General features: G+C 52.6%; 23 protein-coding genes. 10 read left to right on the top strand and 13 right to left on the bottom strand.

Annotation, left to right across the window (positions count from 1 at the left end; all coding sequences use genetic code 11):
- Positions 1-24: 24 nt before the first annotated feature.
- From BW941_RS12300 to BW941_RS12310, 3 genes are all read right to left on the bottom strand, one after another.
- A complete protein-coding gene (locus tag BW941_RS12300; RefSeq protein ID WP_076516492.1) occupies positions 25-888 on the bottom strand; it encodes a MaoC/PaaZ C-terminal domain-containing protein in 864 nt (287 codons plus the stop codon).
- 222 nt (positions 889-1110) lie between these two features.
- Entirely contained in the window at positions 1111-1767 is a 657-nt protein-coding gene (gene ssb, locus BW941_RS12305) for a single-stranded DNA-binding protein (protein WP_076516494.1), read from the bottom strand.
- The gene (locus BW941_RS12310) at positions 1751-3118 is read right to left on the bottom strand and encodes an MFS transporter (protein WP_084188915.1); all 1368 of its coding nucleotides are present in this window, start codon (positions 3116-3118) and stop codon (positions 1751-1753) included. The genes ssb and BW941_RS12310 overlap by 17 nt, the downstream gene beginning before the upstream one ends.
- A 188-nt stretch (positions 3119-3306) precedes the next feature.
- Between BW941_RS12310 and BW941_RS12315 the strand changes: the two genes are divergently transcribed.
- The 3 genes from BW941_RS12315 to BW941_RS12325 all read left to right on the top strand — a co-directional run bounded on the left by BW941_RS12315 (position 3307) and on the right by BW941_RS12325 (position 7481).
- Complete coding sequence (locus BW941_RS12315; protein ID WP_076516498.1) at positions 3307-3999, top strand: LuxR C-terminal-related transcriptional regulator; 693 nt, start codon at positions 3307-3309, stop codon at positions 3997-3999.
- 77 nt (positions 4000-4076) lie between these two features.
- Positions 4077-6908, top strand: a complete 2832-nt coding sequence (gene uvrA / locus BW941_RS12320) for an excinuclease ABC subunit UvrA (RefSeq protein WP_076516500.1) — start codon at positions 4077-4079, stop codon at positions 6906-6908.
- A gap of 18 nt (positions 6909-6926) precedes the next feature.
- Complete coding sequence (locus tag BW941_RS12325; protein WP_068437269.1) at positions 6927-7481, top strand: tRNA-uridine aminocarboxypropyltransferase; 555 nt, start codon at positions 6927-6929, stop codon at positions 7479-7481.
- Positions 7482-7496: 15 nt separating this feature from the next.
- Here BW941_RS12325 and BW941_RS12330 read toward each other — a convergent pair whose 3' ends face one another.
- Positions 7497-8837, bottom strand: coding sequence for an adenylate/guanylate cyclase domain-containing protein (locus tag BW941_RS12330; protein ID WP_076516502.1), 1341 nt, complete (start codon positions 8835-8837; stop codon positions 7497-7499).
- A gap of 144 nt (positions 8838-8981) precedes the next feature.
- On the opposite strand from BW941_RS12330, the gene BW941_RS17855 reads away from it, so the two are divergent.
- Both BW941_RS17855 and serB read left to right on the top strand, forming a co-directional pair.
- Positions 8982-9152 carry a hypothetical protein gene (locus BW941_RS17855; RefSeq protein ID WP_175607907.1) on the top strand — a complete coding sequence of 57 codons (171 nt, stop codon included), beginning with the start codon at positions 8982-8984 and terminating at the stop codon, positions 9150-9152.
- A 23-nt stretch (positions 9153-9175) separates the two neighbouring features.
- A complete protein-coding gene (gene serB / locus BW941_RS12335; RefSeq protein ID WP_068437275.1) occupies positions 9176-10384 on the top strand; it encodes a phosphoserine phosphatase SerB in 1209 nt (402 codons plus the stop codon).
- Between the two features lie 108 nt (positions 10385-10492).
- Here serB and BW941_RS12340 read toward each other — a convergent pair whose 3' ends face one another.
- The 3 genes from BW941_RS12340 to epmB form a co-directional block, all read right to left on the bottom strand.
- On the bottom strand, positions 10493-12583 hold the full coding sequence (locus BW941_RS12340; protein WP_076516504.1) for an EAL domain-containing response regulator: 2091 nt from the start codon (positions 12581-12583) through the stop codon (positions 10493-10495).
- Positions 12584-12682: 99 nt separating this feature from the next.
- Positions 12683-14494, bottom strand: coding sequence for a cyclic-di-GMP receptor FimW-related protein (locus BW941_RS12345; protein ID WP_076516506.1), 1812 nt, complete (start codon positions 14492-14494; stop codon positions 12683-12685).
- A 151-nt stretch (positions 14495-14645) separates the two neighbouring features.
- Entirely contained in the window at positions 14646-15674 is a 1029-nt protein-coding gene (gene epmB, locus BW941_RS12350; protein WP_076516507.1) for an EF-P beta-lysylation protein EpmB, read from the bottom strand.
- A 35-nt stretch (positions 15675-15709) separates the two neighbouring features.
- On the opposite strand from epmB, the gene efp reads away from it, so the two are divergent.
- Together efp and epmA are read left to right on the top strand one after the other, a co-directional pair.
- Positions 15710-16276 (top strand): elongation factor P, encoded by a 567-nt coding sequence (efp, locus tag BW941_RS12355; RefSeq protein ID WP_068437287.1) that lies wholly within the window; start codon positions 15710-15712, stop codon positions 16274-16276.
- On the top strand, positions 16269-17201 hold the full coding sequence (epmA, locus tag BW941_RS12360) for an EF-P lysine aminoacylase EpmA (protein WP_076516509.1): 933 nt from the start codon (positions 16269-16271) through the stop codon (positions 17199-17201). Before efp ends, epmA begins: the two co-directional genes overlap by 8 nt.
- Positions 17202-17250: 49 nt before the next feature.
- On the opposite strand, the gene asd is transcribed toward epmA, so the two are convergent.
- The 3 genes from asd to BW941_RS12375 all read right to left on the bottom strand — a co-directional run bounded on the left by asd (position 17251) and on the right by BW941_RS12375 (position 20693).
- Positions 17251-18108 (bottom strand): archaetidylserine decarboxylase, encoded by an 858-nt coding sequence (gene asd, locus BW941_RS12365; protein ID WP_076516511.1) that lies wholly within the window; start codon positions 18106-18108, stop codon positions 17251-17253.
- 11 nt (positions 18109-18119) lie between these two features.
- The gene (locus BW941_RS12370; protein WP_076516513.1) at positions 18120-18947 is read right to left on the bottom strand and encodes a sulfurtransferase; all 828 of its coding nucleotides are present in this window, start codon (positions 18945-18947) and stop codon (positions 18120-18122) included.
- Between the two features lie 66 nt (positions 18948-19013).
- Positions 19014-20693: an HDOD domain-containing protein gene (locus BW941_RS12375; protein ID WP_076516514.1), complete on the bottom strand. Its 1680-nt coding sequence runs from the start codon at positions 20691-20693 to the stop codon at positions 19014-19016.
- A gap of 163 nt (positions 20694-20856) precedes the next feature.
- On the opposite strand from BW941_RS12375, the gene motA reads away from it, so the two are divergent.
- Together motA and BW941_RS12385 are read left to right on the top strand one after the other, a co-directional pair.
- Positions 20857-21708, top strand: coding sequence for a flagellar motor stator protein MotA (gene motA, locus BW941_RS12380; RefSeq protein WP_076516515.1), 852 nt, complete (start codon positions 20857-20859; stop codon positions 21706-21708).
- Between the two features lie 13 nt (positions 21709-21721).
- Positions 21722-22744 (top strand): flagellar motor protein MotB, encoded by a 1023-nt coding sequence (locus BW941_RS12385; protein ID WP_068437305.1) that lies wholly within the window; start codon positions 21722-21724, stop codon positions 22742-22744.
- 9 nt (positions 22745-22753) lie between these two features.
- Here the strand turns inward: BW941_RS12385 and rsgA are convergent, their stop codons facing one another.
- A complete protein-coding gene (gene rsgA, locus BW941_RS12390; protein WP_068437308.1) occupies positions 22754-23779 on the bottom strand; it encodes a small ribosomal subunit biogenesis GTPase RsgA in 1026 nt (341 codons plus the stop codon).
- A gap of 99 nt (positions 23780-23878) precedes the next feature.
- Here rsgA and orn point away from each other — a divergent pair, with 99 nt between their 5' ends.
- Positions 23879-24421, top strand: coding sequence for an oligoribonuclease (orn, locus tag BW941_RS12395; RefSeq protein ID WP_068437311.1), 543 nt, complete (start codon positions 23879-23881; stop codon positions 24419-24421).
- 79 nt (positions 24422-24500) lie between these two features.
- Here the strand turns inward: orn and BW941_RS12400 are convergent, their stop codons facing one another.
- Both BW941_RS12400 and BW941_RS12405 read right to left on the bottom strand, forming a co-directional pair.
- On the bottom strand, positions 24501-25235 hold the full coding sequence (locus tag BW941_RS12400; RefSeq protein ID WP_076516516.1) for a MauE/DoxX family redox-associated membrane protein: 735 nt from the start codon (positions 25233-25235) through the stop codon (positions 24501-24503).
- A gap of 58 nt (positions 25236-25293) precedes the next feature.
- On the bottom strand, positions 25294-26109 hold the full coding sequence (locus tag BW941_RS12405) for an SDR family oxidoreductase (RefSeq protein ID WP_076516517.1): 816 nt from the start codon (positions 26107-26109) through the stop codon (positions 25294-25296).
- Positions 26110-26128 lie beyond the last annotated feature (19 nt).

Below are 26128 nucleotides of genomic sequence, written 5' to 3' on the forward strand. Positions count from 1 at the left end.
TGTGTCTGTCTGAAACTGGGTAGCTCAGATGTATTTCACCTGACCAGCGAGGAAGGGTTTGCCGTCTTCCGGATCGGTTAAACCGAAGTCCACACCGTCTTTACGGACGTTATAGCCCAGCTGCGCTTGTCCCGGCAGGAAGATAGGTAGCTTGAAGTCTACAGTGACTTCCGCAGGGCGCCCTTTCAGGTGAGATTCGATGGATGCCATGGCGCGTGCTTTTGCCCACATACCATGAGCAATCGGACGCTTAAAGCCGAAAGCCCGTGCAGTGAATGGAAACAGGTGAATAGGGTTGATGTCACGACCCAGAAGAGCGTACTTAACACCCGTCAGAGCTGGTACTTCCCAATCAACGATACGTTCAGCGTTCTCGACAACATCGAGCGTCGGTGCTTTTTCCATATCCGGATTCTTCTTACCGCGCCTCAGAAGAACGCTTCGGCACTCCCAGACAAGTTCACCAGCGATATGCATACGGGTATAGAAAGTGAATAGTTCACCGTTGTGAACTTTTTCCGGACCGATCAGAGTACAGTCGGTATCCAGTGTGGCATCCACAGGAATTTGTTTGTGCTGGGTGATGATATTGCGGATATGAACCAGGCCCATCACCGCATGCGGGTATGCATCAGATAGAAATAATGCACTTTGAAGCGGGAAGGTCAGCAAAAAAGGGTAAGTAAATGGCAGGTACTTACTTTTCGCGAATCCACACTGGCGGCGGTACTCTTCAAGCTCGGAAGGATTAACCCGGACATTCTTACGAGAGAAGCGAGCGCGTTCTTCACAGACCAGCTCCTGCTTAGGTTTACCCGGATTTTTCATTGCAATACGGATGTACTGAATCAGTGCTGGAGTCGGTTTTTTGATCTCTTTCGTTAACATTCGGGACTTCCTTAAATGAATACCTGAAGCGGACTTTGTTTGGCCTATTATGCCCAGTAGTCTGTAGTGATTGCTCAGCATTATAGAGTCTTAATGCCGCACAAAACTTGGCCTCAGAGACATACTGTTAACGTCGATTTTGACCTTTTGTCAGACAGGTGTCTTTTAAAGTACTGTATGCCAGATATAAAAAACGGGGCCGAAGCCCCGTTCTCAATTCCCTCAGAATGGGATGTCGTCGTCAAAATCATCAAAGCTATTGCTGGGCTGCGGAGCAGGCTGCTGAGGTGCCTGTTGTGGAGGTTGTGGAGGTTGCTGGTAACCACCTTGATTGCCATATCCGCTCTGAGCCGGTTGCTGTGCAGGCTGAGGCGGACGCTGTGGCGCCTGTTGGTAACCACCCGGCTGTTGAGCCGGCTGTTGCGGAGCCTGGCGTGGCTGCTGAGGCGCTTGCTGTGGTGGCTGTTGGTAACCGCCCATGCCGCCACCCATACCACCGCTCATGTTGCCAGGCATCTGGCCTGAGCCAGTGCTCATTCCATCGCCACGGGAGTCCAGCATCATCATTTCGTTAGTGATAATTTCGGTGGTGTAGCGTTTTACACCGTCTTTTTCCCATTCGCGGGTACGCAGCTTGCCTTCGAAGTAGGCTCGTGAACCTTTTTTCAGGTATTGCTGGCAGATTTCGGCAAGACGTCCATAGACGGTCAGGCGGTGCCATTCAGTCTGCTCGACCTTCTGGCCGGTTGCCTTGTCGTTGTAACTTTCATCTGTTGCCAGTGACAGGTTGGCTACGGCATTTCCATTCGGAAGGTAACGCACTTCAGGGTCGCGACCCAGGGTGCCGATGAGAGTGACTTTATTAACACTGCGAGCCATGTTTTTCTCCTGTGGATTCGATCAAGGTCAGTGCGTCTTCGCGGCTGAATTCATCCGCACTGACTTTCAGATATACCGCGTCTTCTGCCGGAAGATAAAGTGCTTCAGCAACGCCGGGCAGAGCTTCAAGTGATGCCAGGGCTGAATTATCGAGATGGCGATGGCCCGGCAGGCGGACACTGACCAGATGACGCGGTGCATTGGTCTGAGACATTAACAGCGCCCAAAGTACCACCAATGCCCCCAGTCCGACAAACAGAATTGGCGCCCCATATTGGCTGAGAACCCAGCCCCCGATACTGCCACCGAAGAAAGCGCCCAGAAACTGCATGCTGGAGTAGATCCCCATGGCGCTACCTTTAGCGCCTGCGGGAGCAATCTTGCTAAGCCATGAGGGCAGGCTGGCTTCCATCAGGTTGAAGCCCCAGAAGTACAACAACAGCAATACGATCCAGTGCCAGAGTGAGGAAGCTGTGCCCATAAGCAGAAGAGCGGCAGCAATGATCAGTGAGCCTGTAATAACGACGCCCTTCATGCGTTGTCGTTTCTCGGCAATGATGATCAGTGGCACCATCAAGACAAAGGCAACAAGAAGTACGGGCAGGTATAGCCAGCTGTGGTGATTCGCCGTCAGACCTGCTTCAACCAATTGAGCAGGGATAGCGACGAAAATAGCGACCATCAGAGCATGGAGTAAGAAAATCCCCAGATTGAGCGGCCACATGCGGCGATTTTTAAGTTGTTCGACAATGACAGGGAGTGCCGCGCTGGCGTCTCTGTGCTGTTTGGCCGGGGGAGCAGGAATCACCCAAAGAGTAACCAGGACGCCGCCGATGGCCAGTACTGCGGTGACAGCAAAAATCAGGTGAAGGCCACCAAAGGATGCCAGCCAGGGCCCAAGTATGAGTGCGACCGAGAAAGAAAGGCCGATGCTGGCACCAATGGAAGCCATGGCTTTCATCCGATGCTCTTCGCGGGTCAGGTCAGTGACCAGGGCCATAATCGCACTGGCAATAGCGCCACCGCCTTGCAATGCGCGCCCTATGATCACTCCCCAGACACTGTCTGAGGTAGCCGCGATAACGCTGCCCAGGGCAAAGATCAGCAAGCCACCGATGATCACTGGCTTGCGACCAATCCGATCGGAGAGTGCGCCCGCAGGTATCTGCAGCAGAGCCTGCGTAAGGCCGTAGACGCCCATAGCCAGCCCCAGCAACTGAGGTGTTGCACCTTCCAGTTGCTCGCCTTCGAGCATCATGACGGGCAGAACCATGAACAGGCCCAACATACGAAGAGCGTATAGTGAGGCGAGGGAGATCACGGCGCGTTGTTCGGTTTTATCTGGGGTCACTGTGCGGCCAATCGATAACTGTGAATCAGGGCGGCTAGTCTACCAGATTGTCGGCGCTGGAGGGGGAGTCTTGATGACGCCAAATCCCACTACCATCTTAGTCTGATTGCGGTAAACTCCTTTGGGGGTATAAGGGATATACCAAGACGGAAGCGACTAGCTTGGGCGAAAGTACATGGAGAGACTTTATGGACCAGAGATCACCTGCCATCGAACGAAGAATACTTCTTTTTGGTCAGACAAACCTTGAGAACTCAATCCTGATCGGCAATGTTCATCAGAACACAGGTATTGAGTGTCAGCTGATAGATGTTCGTCACTGGCGGGCAGAGTGGGAATTCGAAGCAGACAGAGTGATTGCTTTGATTGATTCCGGGAGCGCAGCTCCAGAACGTATCCGCGAGCTGGTGGATTGTCTTCATGACCTGCAAGCCGATGTTGGTATTGCCGTATTTAATGTGGCGAAACGACACCCCTCCGAACAGCTGATAAGTTGGCCTAAACTGAATGGTCTGTTCTATACCGGTACGACCCACAGCCAGTTGTGTCGAGGTATTGAAAGTCTGTTTCTCGGCGAACTCTGGCTACCACGCCATCTCATGGCGGCTTTTCTTGAAAGGACTCGTGAGCGCCCTAAAAACGCCACCGGCTTTGCCGGTATTCTCACTCGTCGTGAAAAGCAGATACTGCGCCTGACGGCAACAGGGGCGACAAACGCTGAAGTGGCTGAAGAGCTCAACGTCAGCATGCACACGGTAAAAACTCACGTTTATAACCTGTTCCGGAAAATCGGCGTGACCAACCGAATTCAGGCCGTGAACTGGGCAAAAGAAAACATGCACGAGCTGCATGACAAGGAAGAAGCAGAAGCAACAGGCTGATTCACAGTAAAAGCGGCTGATCCCGTCTTCGCCTTGCTTTACAATGGGGGTTTTGACTCAGGTAGTGAAAGCTCCACATGGATAAAATTCTCGTTCGCGGCGCACGTACACACAACCTCAAAAACGTCGATATTGATATTCCACGGGATAAACTCGTGGTAATCACTGGCCTCAGTGGCTCGGGCAAATCCTCTCTGGCGTTTGACACTCTGTACGCTGAAGGGCAGCGGCGCTACGTTGAGTCACTATCTACTTATGCTCGTCAGTTCCTGTCGATGATGGAAAAGCCCGACGTCGATCTGATTGAAGGCTTATCTCCGGCGATTTCTATTGAACAGAAATCGACCTCTCATAATCCTCGCTCGACCGTTGGTACTGTCACCGAAATCTACGATTACCTACGTCTGCTGTTTGCGCGTGTCGGAACGCCGCGCTGCCCGGATCACGATGTGCCTCTTGAGGCTCAGACAGTGAGCCAGATGGTTGATGAAATTATGCTGCTACCCGCAGACAGTAAATGCATGATTCTCGGGCCTGTTATCCGGGATCGTAAGGGTGAGCACCTGCATGTATTTGAAAGTCTGCGTGCACAGGGTTTTATTCGTGTTCGTGTAGACGGCACAGTATGTGACCTTGACGATACGCCGGATCTCGATAAGCGGAAAAAACACACGATCGAAGTCGTGGTAGATCGTTTTAAAGTCAAAGAAGGTATTGAGCAGCGCCTGTCAGAATCCATCGAGACCTGTCTTGAACTCAGCGGTGGCCTGGTGCTGGTTGCTGATATGGATGCGCCCGAGAAAGAACCCATGATGTTCTCTTCTCAGTTTTCCTGTCCGCACTGTGGTTACAGCCTTTCAGAGCTGGAGCCTCGTCTGTTCTCATTTAACAACCCGGCCGGTGCCTGTCAGACGTGTGATGGTCTGGGTGTGAAACAGTATTTCGACCCTGACCGCGTCGTACATGATGATTCTCTGAGTGTGGGCGAAGGCGCGATTCGCGGCTGGGACCGTCGGAGCGTTTACTACTATCAGATGTTGTGTTCAGTGGCGGACCATTATGGCTTTGATATTGATACGGCTCTGGCAGACCTGAAGCCTGAACATCGCGATGCAATACTGCGTGGCTCTGGTGATGAGAAAATCGAATTTATTTACGTGAATTCCCGTGGTGATCGCGTCAGCAAATCTCATCCGTTTGAAGGGGTGCTGCCTAACCTTGAGCGTCGTTATCGCGAAACCGACTCTCAGATGGTGCTTGAGGAATTGTCCAAGTACCTGAGCATTCAGCCGTGCCCTGCGTGCGATGGTTCACGTCTGCGCCGTGAGGCCCGTAACGTTTTTGTGGGCGATAAAACCATTCATGCCTGCACCAGCATGCCGGTCGAAGATGCCCACAACTATTTTTCAGAATTTCAGATGGATGGCCATAAAGGTGAAATTGCTGAAAAAATTCTGAAAGAAATTCGTGACCGTCTGCAATTTTTGGTCAATGTCGGTCTCGAATATCTGACACTTAACCGTAGCTCAGACACGCTCTCGGGTGGTGAGGCTCAGCGGATTCGCCTGGCCTCTCAGATTGGTGCTGGTCTCGTTGGGGTGATGTATATTCTTGATGAACCTTCCATTGGTCTGCATCAGCGTGACAATGATCGTTTGCTGAAAACCTTGTTCCATCTCCGTGATCTGGGGAATACCGTGCTCGTTGTCGAACACGACGAAGATGCAATTCGCAGCGCTGACCATCTGATCGATATTGGCCCGGGCGCTGGTGTGCATGGCGGTGAAGTGATTGCGCAAGGCACACCCGCTCAGGTGATGAAGAATAAAAACTCGGTCACGGGGGAATACCTCAGCGGCAAACGGGCCATCGCTCTTCCGGAAAAGCGTACGCCTTATGACAAGAAAAAAGTCATGACGTTAAAAGGCGCTAACGGAAATAACCTGAACAGTGTAGATCTGACCATCCCTTTGGGATTGATGACCTGTATTACCGGGGTTTCCGGTTCGGGTAAATCAACCCTGATTAACCGCACTTTATATCCTTTGGCAGCGACAGCGCTGAACGGCGCAACCACGTTAAAACCTTCGGAGCACTCAAGTATTACGGGGCTGAATCAGCTCGATAAGGTCGTGGATATTGATCAATCCCCGATTGGCCGTACTCCGCGTTCTAACCCTGCGACCTACACCGGAATCTTTACCCCGGTTCGTGAAATATTCGCCGGAACACAGGAAGCGCGCTCACGTGGTTATAAAGCCGGACGTTTTTCTTTTAACGTGAAAGGCGGACGTTGTGAGGCCTGTCAGGGCGACGGCGTGATCAAGGTAGAAATGCACTTTCTGGCTGACATTTATGTGCCGTGCGATGTCTGTAAAGGTAAGCGTTACAACCGTGAAACTCTGGATATCCGTTACAAAGGTAAGAATATCCACGAGGTGTTGGATATGACGGTTGAGGATGCGCGCGAGTTCTTTGATGCTATCCCGGCGGTGGCTCGTAAACTTCAGACATTGATGGATGTCGGTCTCAGTTATATTCGTCTTGGTCAGGCAGCGACCACGTTGTCCGGTGGTGAAGCGCAGCGTATTAAGTTAGCGAAAGAGCTGTCTAAGCGGGATACCGGTAAGACACTCTACATTCTTGATGAGCCGACCACTGGCCTTCACTTTCATGACATCGAACAGCTGTTAGTTGTTCTGCATCGTCTTCGTGATCATGGTAATACCGTGGTAGTGATTGAGCATAACCTTGATGTCATTAAAACCGCCGACTGGATCGTTGATCTGGGCCCCGAAGGTGGTTCGAAGGGCGGCTTGATTATTGGTGAGGGTACACCTGAAGATATCGGTGCGATGGAGCACTCGCACACAGGCCGCTTCCTGCAACCTCTTCTCGAACGTGGGTAAAGCTTTGATGAGGCTGCGATGAGCAGGTCGGTCTGTGATGGCTGCGGGAGGCCAGAGAAGGTCTGCCTCTGCAGCCACCTGATCCATTATGAGCTGCCGTTTCGTTTAGTGATCTGGCAGGACCCGGATGAAGCTAAGCATCCATTGTCCACGGCGCCCTTACTCGAACGCAGTATCAAGGGGTGTGAGCTGAAAATTGGCGATCAATTTACCTTTGAAGAAGTATTCGGGACGCTAGCAGACGCTGGTGTTGCGCTCCTCTACCCATCGGACGAACGCTCAACCGAAGCAGATGCGCAAGCCATTCATACGGTATTGGTTCTCGACGGTACCTGGCGTAAAGTCCGGCGCTTAACGCTGTTAAATCCCTGGGTATTATCGCTGCCACGAGTCTCGCTCAGCCCGGATAGACCGTCTGAATATCTCCGTACCAGTCAGGTTGAAGGCGGCGTCAGTACGCTGGAGGCGGTGCTGATGATGGCGCATCAGTGCGCGCCTGAGGGTAACTACCTTGAGGGGATTGGTGTCCTGCAACGTATGGCAGAGTTGCAGGAGCAGATGCGCCGTCGGTAAGTGAGGTGCTGGTGGTCAGGCGCTTTCAGTCATACTGGTGATGTGTTTCATCTGGCGCTGAATCAGAGATTCTGTTTTCTCTGGTAGCTGGTTAAGCCAGTAGGTTGGCTGCACGCCACCATGCAGGTCACGAATATTCGGACCCTCGCTCCAGATGATATCGTGACCGTCTTCAAGCATTTCTATCAAGGTCTGGCTGGCAATGATCCGGCGTTCCTCACTTTGCGCCGCCAGGTGGTATGCCCAGTGCACAGCATCACCAATCAGGCTGTATTGAGTCGACACGCCATCCTGAAGAGGCGCCATAAGTACCGGGCCCCAGTGCGCTGCAACGTTAAACTCAAGTGGCAGTACGCCAGAGTTCGTCTCATGTAGATGATTGACCAGGCTGGAAAACAGGCGCGCCGCATACAGACAATGCATGGCGGCGTTGCGGTCCCGGCCGGGTACGCCAAACAGCATAACGACACCGTCGCCCAGGTAGCGGTCAACTTTACCGTTGTAGAGCTTAGCGGCTTGAGAGAGCAGGCGGTGATATTGATTCAGCGTGGTGGTCAGCTCTTCAGCGCTGAGACGCTGCTGCAGTAGCTCAAGGTCCTGAATCTCGATAAAAAGCATGGCGCAGTCGTAGTACTTCATCGGGTCAGGGAATGGGGTGTCTTCATTGCCCATGAACTGTCCGAGAGCAACTTCAACCGCGCGACGTTGTTGCTCACGTTTGGATATGTCGCCTAAAACGGAATGCAGCGACTGCAGGTCAGGATCTCCCGGCCCCATCGGCAGTGTCAGCTCTTCGCCGTCGCGCCAGCCACTGAGTTTCGTGCGCAGCTGGCGAAGGTAACGTGCGTACTTTTCGCTGAGTAACCATCCAGTAAGGCCCGCAATCAGGCTTAGCGCAGCGGTCACCAGTAAACTCTGAGATGCAACTCGTGTCGCCGCGGTCTGAGCGGGAGCGTCCGTTGTATAGCCTTCGAGTGAGCCATAGAGCGTACCGTCCTGACGGATTTCAACAGGCATCATGGTTAATTCAGCGTTGATACGCCCGGCACTGGCCACTGGCTTTCCGTCACGATCAAGTACGCGGATTGCAGGCAGGGCTTTACCCGCGTCCCACTCGCTCAGAGTCAGATTCAGTGTAATACGGTCATCACGTACTAATGCCGGAGTCAGGAGCGCTCCAAGGTGCTGTAACTGACGGGTATTTTCTGAAGTGAGTTGCTGGCGGGCGTAATTGCGGACTTCGGTATAGGCGAGAGCGCTCAGTATGATGCCTGCAATCAGGACCATGACCGCTGCCAGTAGACCAGCGCGCTGGCTGGTATTGAGTGTTTCGCTGAATGTGCGGAGATTAGGCATCGGCAGTCCTGATAATTCTAAATTTCCATAACTTTAATGGTATTATATGCCGCGCTTGTCGCAACGCCAGCACCGAACACGGCTTCTGTGATGGAAGACAGCTTGTAAATTACAGTTTAGATATAGTTTAGATGAGGAATGACCATGAGTGATGTGAAACAGTCTCTGCAGGACAAACTGGCACAACTTGAGAAAGGTCTGTTTCTGATGAGTGTTGACCGCGTGCGTGCTCTGTCTGTACACGAGACCGTTGAACTGATCGAAGAACTGCGTGCCGTAGTTGCCGCAGCGAAATCAGACACCGACAAACTCTGATCTGCAGATTAAGCGAGACCTCCGTGACGGAATTAGTGCTCATTCGTATCACCGGTGCTGACAAGCCCGGTGTTACTGCGACCATCAGTAGTATCCTTGCTCAATACGAAGTAACCGTTCTGGATATCGGTCAGGCCGAAATCCACGACTCGCTTTCGTTAGGGATACTGGCAGCCATTCCGTCAACGGCGGAAGCAGCTCCGGTTCTGAAAGACGTACTTTTCAGAATCCACGAAATGGGGCTGTCAGTCTCGTTCACTCCGGTGACGCCTGAAAGCTACGAGCACTGGGTCGCCGGTCAGGGGAAACCCCGCCATATCATCACGCTGCTGGCGCGGACCATTCAGGCCGACGCAATTGCACGCGTGACTTCCATTGCCGCCGAGCACAATCTCAATATTGACCAGATCAGTCGACTTTCTGGCCGTGTCCCGCTGGATAAACAAAGCGAGACAACCCGTGCTTGTGTCGAGTTTTCGGTGCGTGGTGAAGCAGACCAGACCGCCATGCGAGCGCAGTTTCTGGAAGCCGCCAACGACCTGAATGTGGACATCGCCTTCCAGGAAGATGATGTGTACCGACGTACCCGTCGCCTTGTCTGCTTCGATATGGATTCGACCCTGATCGAAACCGAAGTGATCGACGAACTCGCTCATGCCGCCGGGGTAGGTGAGCAGGTAGCTGAAATCACCGAGCGTGCAATGCAGGGAGAACTCGACTTCACACAGAGTTTTGAACAGCGGGTTGCGCTGTTGAAAGGTCTGAGTGGTGATGTGTTGCAAGGCATTGCTGAGCGTTTACCTGTTACAGAAGGTGCTGAGCGCCTGATCCGTAACCTGAAAGCGCTGGGCTACAAAACCGCGATTCTTTCTGGTGGTTTCACCTACTTTGGGCGTTATCTCCAGTCTCAGCTGGGCATTGATTATGTCTACGCGAACGAACTGGAGATGGAAGGCAACGTCGTGACGGGGCGCGTGACCGGACGTGTTGTTGATGGTCAGCGTAAAGCTGAGCTACTGCGTGAACTCGCCGAGCGTGAGGGCATTCGCCTCGAGCAGACCATCGCCGTGGGTGATGGTGCGAATGATCTGCCGATGTTATCGGTGGCTGGTCTTGGCATCGCGTTCCGCGCCAAGCCACTGGTACGTGAAAACGCCAAACATGCGATCTCAACACTGGGGTTGGATGGGCTGCTTTATCTTCTTGGTTACCACGACCGCGATATCCATTAACCGCGACTGCTGCTCTGGCGGGTCACAGTTTTTATAAGAGCGTGGCTTCAACCCAGTCCCGCCTCTAGTTATAGAGGACAGAGCTTCTTCTGATGTAGAAGCTCCGACTTATTCTTCTGAGAAGTCATACGTCATATCCGCCTGGGGCGCCTGAACGTAATATCCCTGAATAAAGTGGACACTGTAGTGCCAGATATTGGCCACGGTGGATGAACTTTCGATAAATGGTGCGATACTGATTTTCCCTGCCTCGTGTACCTCGCCTAGCAGCTCTTTCAACGCTTTGTTGCCGTTAGCGTTATCGCCGCCAATCTCGCGGATATATGAACCGTCGACTTTCACGTAATCAATATCTACCTGTTGCAGCAGGCGCATTGGCTCCAGCTCGCAGCCAAAACGACTGACAGCGGTACTGATGCCGAGCGCGCGCACCAGATAACAGAAGCGTTTGGCAGGCGCTGCATAGCGCACAGCATCTTCTTCTGAGAATTGAAAAATGATCGCGTTGTGATTGAGTCCGGCGGCCTTCAGTGCGACCTGAACCCAGGCGGGTAACTTCTCATCGCGCAGAGACGCCCCTGTAATATTGATAAAGAGCTTGGTGTCTTTACCTTGTTTCTGACGCTCAGAAAGAAGCTTGGTAGCATGCAGGATGACCCAGCGATCCAGTTTCCGTTTGAGCGTATCACTGACCTCGGCGCTGTTAATAAATGCCCCGGCCTGAGGGTCTGAGGCATCTCCTCCGGGTAATCGAAGCAGCACCTCGTAATGTTCGGCATCATCACCCCGCATACTGATCAGAGGCTGGAACAGAAGCCGTAACTGATTTCGCGACAGTGCGGTCGTGATCTGCTTTTCCATCGAGCGCGTTTGTCGTGCTTCCGATTTGTCTTCCGGCATAAACAGGTGAGCGCTGCTGCTACTCTGCTTGTTCTCTTCGGCGGCTGCATCACAGGCAAGGTGAGCCTGTTGCAGGATCTCGGTCGGTACCGGGCTGGCGTCTGTGATCAATGTTATGCCAAGGCTGAGTGTTGGCTGCACGGTACGCTGTTCCAGATCAATGAGGAGATTATTGACCGTGCTGATCAGTTTCTGGGCTTGCTGGCGTGCCTTGGCTGGGTCACCACCCGGCATCATCCAGATAAAGGTATCATCTGAAATTCGCGCGGTGACATCGTATTCATGCGCGATGCTGCTCAGGCATTGACTGATTTCGCGGATCACCGTATCGCTGGATTCAATACCAACATCGCGACGTATAGTATCGAAGCCATTAATTTCCGCGTACACCAGAGTGCTGTACTGTTTTTCGAGAACGGCGTGATCGACAGCGCGTGTCAGGCGTTCCAGGAAATATTCCTTGTTGTGTAACTGCGTGACCGCATCACGGTGCCGCAGTTCGGTCAGTTCAGCAGCCAATTCGCTCTCTGTATCACGACGACTGATCTGAATCTGATTGCATGGCTCGTCGCTGTAGGTGGCGTCGCTGAAACTCATGGTCATCGGAAATTGCTCACCATCCGGCAGTACGCCCGTGGTTTCGAGCTCAAAGCTATCAGGGATTCCGGTCCGGTATTGCTTCAGGAAATCCTTAAAACTCGCCTGACTGTCTGAGGCAATCATGTCCATGACAGGCATGCCCTCGAGGTCTTCGACCGATTCATAACCGAACATTTCAAGATAGGCAGAATTTGCATGGACATGCATACCATCATGAATGTAAGCAATCGGATCGCGTGAACTTTCCAGCAGCATGCGTGAGCGCTTTTCTGCGTCTCGTAGTTTAACCTTCAACAGGCGGACTTCCTGGCGGTTGCGCAAGTGCTCGACTTCGCGTCGGATGGTCTGCATCAGGATGTTGCTTTCATCAAAAGCCACGACCGCACTGGCGCCTTTGGTCAGAGCACTTTCGAGAAGAGCATTGCTGGAATTTGCCGGTATGAGGATCAAAGGAATATCGTAGTTCAGTCGATGAATCTGGCTTAGCAGCTCAGTGAACTCGATGTTTTCCAGATCCGGATCGGCAACTACGACATCCCATTGGGCGGACTTAAGGGCCTCTTCAAATTGCTCATGTGTGATCACTGTCCGGGCACGTGTACTGAAACCGGAATTACGCATCAGACTGACGAGTTGTTCTGCGTCGTTCTGAGTCTGCGTCAGTAACAGTAGTTGCAGTGTGTCACGGGATAGCGACATGAGTGGACATACCTCGGCTGAAGAAAACCCGAAATTATAGGTGCTGTCGAATCAAAGAAAAACGGCATAGGTGACAAATTTTGTCACCCGCTGGCCCAATCAGAGTTTATTCCAGAGAGAATCAAAATCATCTTCAATCAGAGCATCACTAACACTGGTGGCCACCTGGCGTTTTTGCTCGGATGAGACTCCGGAAGCTCTGAACTGGAATTGCCCAAAGCTATTAGTAGACGCCAGGCTTTTGCTTAACTGATAGCGTCCGCTGAGTTTCTCATGCATCAACTCAATCTTATTGCCGGTACGGAAGGGCACCCGCGGCAGTATGACGCTGGCAGGCTGAGCGATCGCTTTAATCGCAGGCAGAACCAGAGCGCGCATTTGCGGACCGTTGCTGCCGGTTTTTTGCAGCAGGCGGGCTATGGCGACTTCGGCACGCGGTGCCAGAAGTTCAACGCCCAGCTGAGTCCCCTGACCTCGCAGGTGACGAATCCAGCGGATTGCTCCGACAGACCAGTGGCGTACGCCGCGTTCCTGAATGCCGATCAGCTCGCCGGCCTGAATGGCGCTGGGTAGCTCACCTTTCCATTGCAGGCAATAGCCACCCGGGCTGGTGTTAATCAGAATGACGCCATAGCTGCTGTAGCGGGTTTTGGGCTCGCTGTTTTCTTCTTCTTCGACCTGATGGCGGTTGATAAACTCAATAGCATCAAGATTCATCGCTTTGTTATCGGGCATGCGTGAACCGCCAGCATCAAACGCATCGGCCCAGACATCGTCAGACACAGTGGCGCCGGTATCAACAGATTTACCGGCAGGGCCCTGATCAACAGGTTTCATCTTCAGGGAAACCTGATCAAAGTCGCGTTTCCCTGCCGTGTAGTAGTGCAATGCAGACAGACCGACGCAGACACTTAGTTGACCATCGGTAGGCACGCGACGGAATGAACGCTGCCAGTGGATTCCCCAGGATTGAATCGCATGGGCAATCAGGGTTTCGCTGGTCTTATCTGGCACGGTAATCCGGCCATCACTGCCTGCAGACGCATATAGCTTCAGCGCCTGAACCAGTTTTTGCGTGTTCAGGCTGCGGAAATTTATCTTTTGGTTGTCGCGCAGATGCTGGCGATACTGGCCTGGACGGTCGCGATGAAGGTTGATGATAAACAGAGCGCTTTCATCGTCAGCCGGCGTCAGTTCAGCGTGAGGTGCCCAGTATTCACATACTTCATACAGTTGTGCCAGATCCTGCTGGCGCAGGTTGCTGGGTTTCGCTGTCCCCAAAAGGTGTATGCGTGCGAAGGCGTCACGGATCGTCGATTTGTGAACATACCGCGCTTGTTGATCTTCAATAGTGATGTTTTCCAGACGGCGCGCTTCTGCCATCAGGTAGATCTGGTTCACGTCCAGCCAGGTTCTGTCTGGCGGCTGAAAATACAGCTGGTAGGCCCGCAGAATAATCTGACTGCTGTCGACAATTGCTCGGTGAATAGCCGGTGCAAAGTGCTTGGGTGGACGGTCTCCGGCGCCAAGCAGATCAACACTGTGTGCCACTACCATTTTGTAACCGGTCGCGAGATGCCCTTGCAACGCCTGGCTCAGATTAGCGATCTTAAGTTGCTTATCATTCAGGGATACAGAGGACTGCAAAAAGTGCTTATTCAGGACTTTGCAGACCGAATGTATATAAGGGCGGATAACTTCGAGGAGTTCAAATCGCTGTGCCGGAGGGCAGCTTAATGCGTTTAACTCGCGGATGGCCTGATAGAGGCGTCGGGAAGCTTCCCCGGTATTTGCCATTGGTAGGCTTTTGGCCCACTGTGAGAACGCCGGAAGTCCCGCACCACAGAACGACAACTCGCCTTGAGTTGCATTCGGGATATGCAATGTTATCGGTGTGCTCTGGCTGTCCATGCGATCCTGCTGTTAACTTTCGGGGTTAGCGATTTATATAGCCTCTATGGCGTGTTTTTTCCAGCAATTACACGACATTTAACCGTTTCAAAAGAGAAATGTGAATTTCTTTTACACGAACTGACTACGCTATCACAAAATACCGGTGCGATCAGGCCAGAACGGGGTGGGGACGCTTGTAGGGGTCTCCGGGCACTTCTCTCACAAGTTGTGGGACAAGGTAACCAGGCAATTGTTCTCTTATACCGAGATAGAGCGCGGTGGCGTCCTTGTCGTCGACGAAATAATGCTGCGTCCCTTCAACTTTATCTGGAAGGTGAAGGTAATAGGGCAGTACCCCCATTGTAAAGAGCTTCTCGCTTAATTCGGCCAAAATAACAATGTCATCATTAACGCCCTTCAGGAGCACGCTCTGGTTGAGAAGCGTTACGCCACTGCTTCTGAGTTCACGCAGACGTTCCGCATGGAGAGCGGTCAGCTCGTTCGGGTGATTCACATGGAGCACCATGGCGTTATCTGTACGGGTATGACTGAGCGCTGTCTGCAGTTCCGGTGTCAGGCGCTGAGGAATGACCACCGGCAGGCGGGTGTGTATACGGATTCGTCTTACGTGGCTTATTTCATCAATGGCTTCAATCAGCTCTGCGAGGGCTGTGTCCTGAAGCATCAGTGGGTCGCCACCGCTGAGTATGACTTCAGAGATGCTGGCGTCGGCACGGATATAGTCCAGAGCCGATTTTCTTTCCTCCCGACTCAAGCGGTTGTCGGCATAGTCGAAGTGTCTGCGGAAGCAGTAGCGGCAGTTAACGGCGCAGCCGGTTGCTGCCAGCATCAGCACCCGCCCCTGGTATTTGTGAATAATCCCAGGGCGTATGTTCGTCTGACGCTCACCAAGGGGGTCGATACTGTAGCCTGGTAGGTCTGATGCATAGGTTTCGCTGGCGATGGGCAGAACCTGTCGCAACAGAGGGTCATTCAGATCACTACGAACCATCTGATCAGCAAAGGGTCGGGGTACCAGTAACGGGAACGTCAGGGCCGGGTGGCCGGCCTTAAGAGCTTTATCTACCGGAATATCCAGATAGCTGAGCAGGCGCTCTCCATTGCGGAAAGAGTCAGCGAGAATCTGTCGCCAATCCTGCATCTCTACAGGCGGCTCTGTTCGCGTTATGATACGCACCTTAATTTATTACCTGACAGTAAGCGGAAGTCAAAATGGCTAACTATTCTACCAACGAATTTAAATCGGGTCTCAAAGTGATGCTCGACAATGAGCCGTGCTCTATTGTGGAAAACGAGTACGTTAAGCCGGGCAAAGGCCAGGCATTCAATCGCGTGAAGCTCCGTAACCTGCGTAACGGTCGCGTTCTTGAGAAAACCTTCAAGTCAGGCGACAGCCTGGAAGGCGCTGACGTGATGGAAGTGGACATGGAATACCTCTACACCGACGGTGAATTCTGGCACTTCATGGCTACCGACGGTTCTTTCGAGCAGCACGGCGCTTCTCAGGAAGCCGTAGGCGACACCGTTAAGTGGCTGAAAGAGCAGGACGTGTACACCGTTATCCTGTTCAATGGCGCTGTTCTTACCGTTGCACCGCCTAACTTTGTAGAGCTTGAAGTAGTTGAGACTGATCCGGGTGTAAAAGGTGATACCGCGAACGGTGGCAGTAAGCCTGCAACTCTGTCGACCGGTGCGGTTGTTAAAGTCCCACTGTTTATCAATATCGGTGAAGTGCTGAAGATTGATACCCGTTCGGGCGAATACGTCGGCCGTGCCTGATACGCGCTGGCAACCCTCTTGCGATCGGGCAGCTCTGGCTGCCCGATCTGCGTTTTACCGCACTATTCGTGAGTTCTTTTACGCACGCGACGTGCTTGAGGTCGACACTCCTCTGTTAGGAAACGCGCCTGTTTCTGATCCCAATATTGAACCGATGCAGACCCGGGAAGGACGGTGGTTACACACCTCGCCTGAGTACGCAATGAAGCGTCTGCTGTGTGCAGGAAGCGGAGATATCTGGCAGTTATGTAAGGTGTTTCGTGCGGGGGAAGCAGGGCGTCGTCATAACCCTGAGTTTTCCATGCTCGAATGGTACCGGGTCAGTTGGTCGCTGGATCGTCTGATGGACGAAGTCCGGGACCTCGTGCGGGCGCTGTTTCAAACCCGCTGGGCCGAGCTGCCCGAAGTGCGTATGAGCTACGCCAGTGCGCTGAAGCAGTTTGCTGGTATCGATGTCCATAAGGCATCGGATGACGACATCGCTGCGGTCGGTATTTCTGTCGCAGGGCAGGATCTGCAACTGGGCCGTGACGGCTGGTTAGATATCATTATGAGTCATAGGGTCGAACCAGCTTTGTCCGAAGAAACTCTGGTGTTTATTTATGACTTCCCCGCGAGTCAGGCAGCGCTTGCGAAGGTGAGTTGCGATGCCGATGGCAACCCGGTGGCAGAACGTTTCGAATTGTTCTTTAACGGCACTGAATTAGCTAATGGATATCACGAACTGACCGATGCAGAGGAACAGCGTCGTCGCTTTGAAAAAGAAGCCGACGGGCGCCCTCTGGATGAGCAGTTATTGTCGGCGATTGAACAAGGCTTGCCGGAATGCTCCGGCGTAGCCATGGGCGTAGATCGCTTATTGATGCATTTACTACAGGCTGAGCACATCAGTGATGTACTCAGTTTCGACTGGCCGAGAGCCTGATCACGACTGGATCAGGCCAAGGCCAGAGGTAAGTCGGGTTTGAGTCAGATCACGAAAGGTCCGCGATGGCCTCGCCCATTCTTACCGGTGAGCCCGCTTCAAAGGCATCCTTCCAGTCCACAACGCCTTTCGGGTGACACAGAATGACGGTCGAACCGAGTTTGAAACGCCCCATTTCTGCGCCCTTGTCCAGTGATACGTCAACAGGTGCGCCATACTCACTGACTTTGAGTTCGCGGCGCGGTGGAGCAATATGGCCAGCCCAGACGGTTTCAACGGCAGCGACGATCATAGCGCCGACCAGCACCATAGCCATCGGTCCTTTGTCGGTATCAAAAATACAGACAACCCGTTCGTTGCGAGCGAACAGGCGAGGTACATTCTCGGCGGTTACCTGATTTACAGAGAACAGGTCGCCGGGAACATAAATCATGTCACGCAGTTTGCCGGCCATCGGCATGTGTACCCGGTGGTAATCCTTCGGTGACAGATAGATGGTCGCGAATTCACCGCCCATAAAAGGCGCTGCCCGTTTGGCATCTCCACCGAGTAGCTCAGTCAGGCAGTAATCCTGACCTTTCGCCTGAAAAATACGGCCATCAACGATTTCACCGCGCTGTGATACGGCACCGTCAGCAGGTGAGCACAGGACAGAGGCATCACCTTCGATCGGGCGTGCACCATCAATTAATTCGCGTGTAAAAAAGTCGTTAAAACAGGAGAACTCAGAGGCCGTCTGACGCTGAGCTTCGCTCATGTTGACGCCAAACTTTTTGATGAACAGATTAATGAGCGGATTTTTTACCCATTCCATTTCTGTCTCAGCCAGAGCACCCACAGCACGAGAGAGCAGGTGCTGCGGAACAACGTATTGGCTGGCGATAAACAGATTGTCTTTAAAACTCATTGGGTCATCTCTTAATTAGGTTCAGTGCCGGTCACAACCGGTGTGTTTTCGTCATTGCCCCACTCAGACCACGAGCCAGCGTAACCCCTGATATCGAATCCCAGAATTTTACCAACCAGGTAGGTATATCCGGAACGATGGTGGGTCTGGCAGTGCGTAGCGATACGCTTAGTCTCATCGATACCCAGGCCTGACAGTAAGGTGCGGAAAGCATCCAGATCGTTAATACGTAAACCGCGGTCTTTGTCCATTCCACGGGTCCACTCATAATTCACGGCTCCCGGAATGTGGCCACCGCGGGCTGAAATCACTTTTTCACCCGTGTATTCGGCGGCTGAGCGAGCGTCCCAGATGGCAAAGTCCAGTTTTCCGAGGTTATCCAGTACCTGGGCTTTGGTGAAGGTGGCATCCGGGTTAATCGCAGTGATTTTATAGTCAGACGCCTGCGGGGTAACGGTGCCGGTTTCCTGTGGTAAGCCCGCCTGACGCCAGGCGACGATACCGCCATTAATATAGGAATATTTTGTATGGCCTATGCAGTCGAGTACCCAGATCAGACGCCCGGCCCAGCCACCGCCTTCGTCGTCAGAGCAGATAACGTGAGTGTCAGGCGTCAGTCCCAGCTCGCTGAATACGGCTTCAAGATCTGAGACTTCTGGTAACAGACCAGGGACGGGTGTACCCGGACGTTGTAAACGTTTGAAGTCGAGGTGAACTGCACCCGGAATATGACCTTCAACGAAGGTCTCTGCCTTACTCTGGTCGATGACCAGGACATTATCGAGCGGTAACAGGTCAGCCAGTTGTTCTGGCTCCAGCAACAAAGGGAGGTCAGCCATGGGGGGTTCACTCAGCTAATTATTTCGTTGGCACGAAGTGTATCTGAGAGACCACCCTGTGTCAGGTCACGACGTCTGTCGCGCGGCCTTATGGGCCTTACCCGCGGGTTTATTTTTCTGGGCACTGAGCTGTCGGAGAGAAGCCAGCCCCTGACTGGTGGTTGTGCAAAGTTGGCGGAATCGCTGATATTGCGCCTTCGTGATTTCTTTATTGTCAGAGTTCGCCGCAATGACAATCCCGATAGGGTCGCGATCAGCATGAACGGACATAAGCATCAGCTCTTTTGGAAGTGCATCCGCAAGCTCCGGCGCCATGCCTTTGAAATATCGTTCACAGGTGGCTGGCGTGATATGAACAGCTGCTGACTGTTTCATCAACTGACGGAGTAAAGGAGCAACCTGTAACGGGATGCTGGTACTCGACAGAGGCATCAGGCCCTCAGGATTCTCCGAGTAAACTGTGCGCAAGGATGAGCGGTTCTTTCCTGGCAGCATAACTATTGCATGATCGATTCCTATGCCCAGATGGATACCTTTTAATACGCCCTGCATCAGGTAGTGCCAGTCACCGAAGCTGGCAGGAGACTCAGATAACTGCCCCATCAACTTAGAAAGGTATGCGCTGCCGTGATGAGCAGGCTTGGCTGTTGATTGGGTTTCGGGCGCTGACACTTCAGCGGCATCGGCCTCTGAGCGTACTTCAGGTCCTGTCTGCACGACCTCAGCTGGCATGTCCGCGCGCGAAGCTGCAGCTGCAGGCGCAGCTTCTGGCACGGGCGTCCATTTAGGGTAAGACAGCGCCTCAGGTTTCGGTGTAGTCAGCAACGCGATACCAGAGGCCAGAGCTGATTTCCTCAGGCGCGCTTCATCGAGCTGTATTTTCCGGCTCTCGCTGACCAGTGTTGGGTACTGCCGGCCCTGCGCATGACTACTCAAAGCGAGCCAGCGGTGGCTTCGCTCTCCCTCCGGGTTCATATGCAGGTGCCATGCGGTGCCAGCGGCGGTAAGTGCGAGCATAGAAGCGCTCTGGCTTTTGTGAATCAGCTGCCGCCCGGTGTCCAGGTCTCTCGGGTCCTGTTTGCGCAGACGTCGCCAGTCTTTGCGTTCTGGCAACTTATCGCGCTGGAACATATCGGCAACGGGCTCAGGCAGATTATGCCGCCGTACAAGGCGCTTCCAGTTCTCGGGCGAGTTGCCGAATACCTTGCGAGAGGCCGTTCCCAGATCATCTCCTTCGCTCAGGTAATGAAACCAGTTATGGCTGGATTTATCGAGTAACAGCCATGGCCATAGAATCGAGTTTGCCAGCATGGCTGACCAGTACGCTGTGCTGGTAGGGGTGCCTTTCGCACTGGCCCACTGTGCAGCCAGACAACCGGCCATGTGCGCAGTGTATAGCGCCTGTCGATAGACCTTTTGCGAGGCATCCTTTGGATGATCTTCAATGACCGGGAGCTTTTTCACCAGAATAATAAGCTCCTGCATACCAAGCAGTGCCAGGCAGTTGTAGACGCCGTGAATCTGTTCGCGGCAACCGGGATTGTGGTTGACTGCCTTCTGTAGCAGGTGCCAGCAGAGTGCCGGGTCTCTTTCCGCAACAGGCACCAGCGATTCAAAGCTGACCTGCGGATTTCTAAGTTCGACCCTTAACGCATCCCGCGTTTCTTTCAGGATCGGTAAGTCACGGAACGCCAGTACGGCCTCCCATTGGGCGGCGCTGGGCGTCTGGAGCGCAGAATTCTGCATGGAGAGAGTGTTCCCGGTTTGTTAAACGGTCATTTGTATCCTTTACTTACTATAGTCGTGATGCGTATTTCGTCCCGTGTAATCTGTGTGTCTTTTTTGTCACGGAAGGGTTTCGGTTCGCATTCTGAGTTAAGTGCGGAGTACCGCTGAGGAAATTGGCTGGATGCTATTTGTAGCAGGTGTCGTGATTGTTTTTGGCAGTGTCCTGTATGGCTATGTGATGTCGCATGGTCAACTGCTGGCATTGTGGCAACCATTCGAGATACTGATTATTGTCGGCGCCGCCTTCGGTGCCTTCCTTCTATCGAATCCATGGCATGTTGTATGGTCATCATTTCGTCTGATTCCGAAGGTGATCATGGGCGGCAGTGTTCCTAAAACCATGTATATGGATGTCCTGGGCCTGCTTTATGACATCCTTAACAAAGCACGGCGTGAGGGCATAATGGCCATTGAAGGCGATGTCGAAAATCCTGATACCAGTGCTCTGTTTGCCCGTTATCCGGCCATTCAGGCGAATCATGAGCTGGCTGTCTTTATTGCCGATTACTTCCGTATTATCGCTGCGGGAAACCTGACATCGTTCGAACTTGAGTCTCTGATGGATCAGGAGATCGAAGCACGTATGCACGAGCTTGAGCAGCCGGGGATGGCGGTCAGCAAAGTGTCAGATGCCCTGCCGGGTTTTGGTATCGTGGCGGCTGTACTCGGTATTGTGATTACCATGGGGGCGATTGGCGGCGACATTAACGAGATTGGTGCTCACGTTGCGGCCGCGCTTGTCGGTACCTTCAGTGGTGTGCTTCTGGCGTATGGTCTGGTTGGTCCGGTGTCTTCTGTTATGCGCCATATTGCAGAAGAAGAAATCAAACTCTACGAAGCAGCGAAGGCCTGCATCATAGCGTCGTTGAACGGATTACCGCCTCAGCTGGCAGTAGAGTTCGGCCGTAAGTCATTGTTTACCCATAAACGTCCGACCTTTAACGAAGTCGAAAGCAAAGTGCGTAGCCGCTGATGAGTGATGACTGATGGAGAAGCTGAGCCCACATCAGAATATCGTTGTCCGTCGCTATAAAAAGGGCAAACACGAAGAACACGGTGGCGCCTGGAAAGTAGCGATGGCCGATTTCGCGCTGGCGATGATGGCTTTGTTTCTGGTGTTGTGGGTAATTAATTCGTCGAATGAACAGGAGCGTGAGGCAATTTCGGGGTACTTTCAGGACCCGAAAGCGTTCGAGGAAGGCAAGTTGGTACCGTCCAAGTATGTAATCGACCTCGGTGGCTCGCCAACGACCTCAGATAATATTGCCGTTTCAGAGAGTATTGACCCTGAGAAAATTCTCCAGGCTGACGAGATCGAGAGCCTTGCTGACGCGATTGAACAGCGGCGCATGGAGGAAATGAAGGCCAAAATTCAGGCCATGATTACCGCCAGCCCAACGCTCAGTCCGTTCAAAAATCAACTTCTGCTGGATCTTACGACAGAAGGTCTGCGTTTGCAGATTGTGGATCAGACCAATCGCCCAATGTTTGATCAGGGCAGCGCTCATTTACGCTACTACTCTGAAGATATTTTATGGGAGCTGGCGCCCATGTTGTCTGGACTAGATCACCGTTTACAGATCACCGGTCATACCGATTCGTCCGGGATAGCCAATCAACGTGATGAAGATGACGTAAATTGGGGGCTTTCCTCTCTACGGGCAGACTCTGCGCGGCGGGCCTTGATGGAAGCCGGCGTACCCAAGTCTCAGATTGCCCAGGTCATTGGTATGGGCGATACCGCACCACTTAAACCAGATGACCCGGCAGCAGCAGTCAATCGACGCATTTCAATTACCCTGCTTAATAAATCGCTCGATGAGGGGATCAAGGGCCGCAGTGGCAGTGATGCTGATATTGAATTTATAAATGGTGACGACGGAGAAGAAGACCCAAGAACTCCGACGATTAATCGCACTGGGACCATGCTCGAAGAGCTGCAGGAGAGACGTAACCGGGCGGATAACCCCTACGATAACCCGCCCAATAAAGAAGAAGTTTTCTGGTAGTGCGCTGACTTACAGTTCGGTCAGTGTACTCAGAATCCGTTTGTAGCTGAAGAAGCGTTCGTCACTGATCTCACCGTTTTGCAGCGCTTCAATGATGGCGCAGCCAGGTTCAGATTCATGTGCGCAGTCGCGGAAGCGACAATGACCTGCAATGTCTCTCAGCTCGCGGAAACCGTACATCACCTCTTCTGGCGACATATGCCAGAGCCCGAATTCACGAATCCCCGGAGAGTCAATCAGATCACCGCCGGCCGGAAAGTGATAAAGGCGTGCCGTCGTGGTTGTGTGTTTACCCTTACGGGTATTTTCAGACAAGGCACCAATGCGCAGGTCTTCCCCAGGAAGCAGAGTCGCAATCAGGGACGACTTGCCAACCCCGGATTGACCAACAAAGACACTGACCCGATCATTCAGGAAGGTTTTAAGATCAGCCAGGCTGTCTTCGTCTTTGCTACATACGCGCAAAGACCGATAACCCAGCACTTCGTAGTCGCCGAGCAGCTCGTCGAAATAAGGCTGAATCTCTTCGTCGATCAGGTCGATTTTATTGAGCAGCAGAATCGGCTCGATACCACAGTTCTCAGCAGCGACCAGATAGCGGTCAATCAGGTTGCGGTGGGCGTGAGGTTCGGGAGCAATGGTCAGCAGAATGTTGTCGATATTTGCTGCGACGGGTTTGATCTCGTTGTAAGGGTTTGGGCGTGATAATTCAGATTCACGCTCCTGCACCATCTCAACGACGCCGGTCAGTACACCGTTATTCTCAGGCCCTGGGCGGAACACGACATGATCGCCGGTGACCAGAGAACCGAGGTTAGCGCGGAGAAAGCAGCGGTAGCGGGTGCGGTGCTCGTCTTCAACCTCAACCTGCGATCCGAAGTGGGCGATAACCAGCCCATGCATCTCTTCACCCAGTTCGCCTGCGCTCAGCTGATCTGAAATGTCACGCTCTTTGCGTTTAGCTCGTGAAGCCTTTTCCTGCTGGATTTTTTCAATCCGCCAGGCCTGACGCCGGTTTAGTTTGCGCTTTGCCATATCCGCTCTGATTTGTGAGATGGCGCTATTGTCGCGGTTGGCTGGGTTTGGTGCAACTTGCTAGACTGATATCACCAACATACTTACTGAGAATGCGACATGAGTCAGAAAGATAATCTGGTCTGGATGGACCTGGAGATGACAGGTCTTGAGCCAGAGCAGGATGTCATTATTGAAATCGCGACGATCGTCACCGACAGTGACCTCAACGTTATCGCCGAGGGGCCTGTGATTGCGGTGCATCAGCCAGACGTTTTGCTGGATGCGATGGACGAATGGAACACCCGTACCCATGGTAACTCAGGTCTTACTCAGCGGGTCAAAGACAGTACGCAGGATGCCCGTGCGGCTGAGCTGGCGACCATCGCCTTTCTGAAAGAGCACGTTAAAGAGGGTGCATCGCCACTGTGCGGCAACAGTATTCACCAGGATCGACGTTTTCTGGTGAAGTACATGCCTGAGCTTGAGCGCTATTTCCACTACCGCAATATCGATGTATCCACGCTGAAAGAGTTAGCACGTCGCTGGAAGCCCGAGGCAGTATCTTCATTCGAGAAGAAAGGGGCGCATCAGGCGCTGGATGATATCCGTGAGTCCATCGCTGAAATGCAGCACTATCGTAAGCACTTTTTAGCCGTATAAGAAAAAAGCGCCGCCAGCAAAAATGCTGGGGCGCTTTTTCATTTCTTTCCGTTGAAAGTTGATTCAGAGAAGCATCAAATCAACGAAACAGAAGCATCCAGATCGCCATTCCTACCATCATCAGGTTTTCCGTCATGGATATCGCGCCAAGGGGAACATTACTGTTGCCACCGACACAGGCGCATTTTAGCTCCCGTTTCTGAATATAAACGGCTTTATAGACGGATGCTGCGCCGATACTACCGATGAATAAAGCAACAAGCGCAACCAGTGGTGTCCACACCGTAGCGATCATACCTATACCGGCGAATGCCTCTGCGAACGGGTAGATCTTTGAATAGGGGACGTACTTCTGTGCCAGCAGGTCATACCCGAGGAACTGCAAAGAGAATGCTTCGAGATCCTGCAATTTCTGAATCGCCAGCACACACATGCTGAAGGCGATAAACAATTCAAACCATCGGGCACCAAAGAAACTTCCACTTAACATGTGAGAAGCGCCCAGAGCCATCAGAAGAGCGACGGAGAAAATCGCAATGACCGGCGTGTAGCTGGTCGTCTTTTCTTTGCTTTGTGCTTTGCCAAAGTGTTCCTTCAGAGCATCGTAGCCACCAATGCGTTCGCCATCGATGAAAGTCTGCGGTGTGGTTTCAACCTGATGTTCTTTTTTAAACGCGTCGGTTTCTTCGCGGGTCGTTAACCAGTGGTCTTTGACCTGAAATCCTTCGCGTTTTAGCAGGTCGAGAGACTTTAAACCGAAAGGGCAGATGTGTTTTTCCATCACCATACGGTATATAACGGCTTGTTTACTCATAATTCACCTCCTGTGAAAGTCGACCTGTTTTCTGTTCACAAGTTCATTCACGGAGGAATCAGGTTAACGCCATTTTCCGAACCATCTTATAAATCACGCTCGGGAAAAGTCGCTTAATGATGGGGCCCATACCTTCTTTGCCTTTAGCGATGATGACCTGTTCTTTTTCGTTGGCGACGGCTTCCAGGACTTCGGCAACCGCTTCATCGACGGCCATGCCGTTTTTGATGACGGTGTCCTCAACCTTCTCCTGAGCCGTGCCTTCACGGCGGGCGGTATCGATAATATTGGTGCGTACGAAGCCCGGACAAAGCGTTGTCACGCGCAATCCTTTGTCATGCACCTCAGAGCGCAAAGAATCCATAAAACCAATAATGGCGTGCTTCGATGAGCAGTAAGCCGAGCGGTAAGGAATACCGATCAGTCCGGCGATGCTTGAGGTTGTTACGATATGCCCTGAACCACGGGCAAGCATGCCGGGAAGGACTTTGCGGGTAATTGTCACCTGCGAGAAATAATTCAGCTCCATCACCTTGCGATAAATATCCGCATCGGTTTCATTGATCAGTGAGCGTTGTGTGATACCTGCGTTATTGAACAGGTAATCTACGGTGCCGAGTTCGTTGGCCACCTTGTCAGCGGCGTTGATCACGTCGGCCTCATTCAACATATCGAGCGGCAGAACAGTATGTGTTTCTGGACTCTGACAGGCGTTTCTTACCCGCTCAAGTTCGTCTGTCCGACGGGCAGACAGGATGAGGCGAGCACCCATTTTGCTCAGGTCATAACAGAGTTGTTCACCAATGCCGGAAGACGCCCCGGTAATCCAGATAAGTTTGTTATTGAAGACAGACGTCAGATTCGTGTTCGCCATATGCTGCACTCTTGTTCAG

It is taken from the genome of Thalassolituus maritimus (assembly GCF_900156675.1).
Taxonomy (GTDB): Bacteria; Pseudomonadota; Gammaproteobacteria; order Pseudomonadales; family Oceanobacteraceae; genus Thalassolituus; species Thalassolituus maritimus.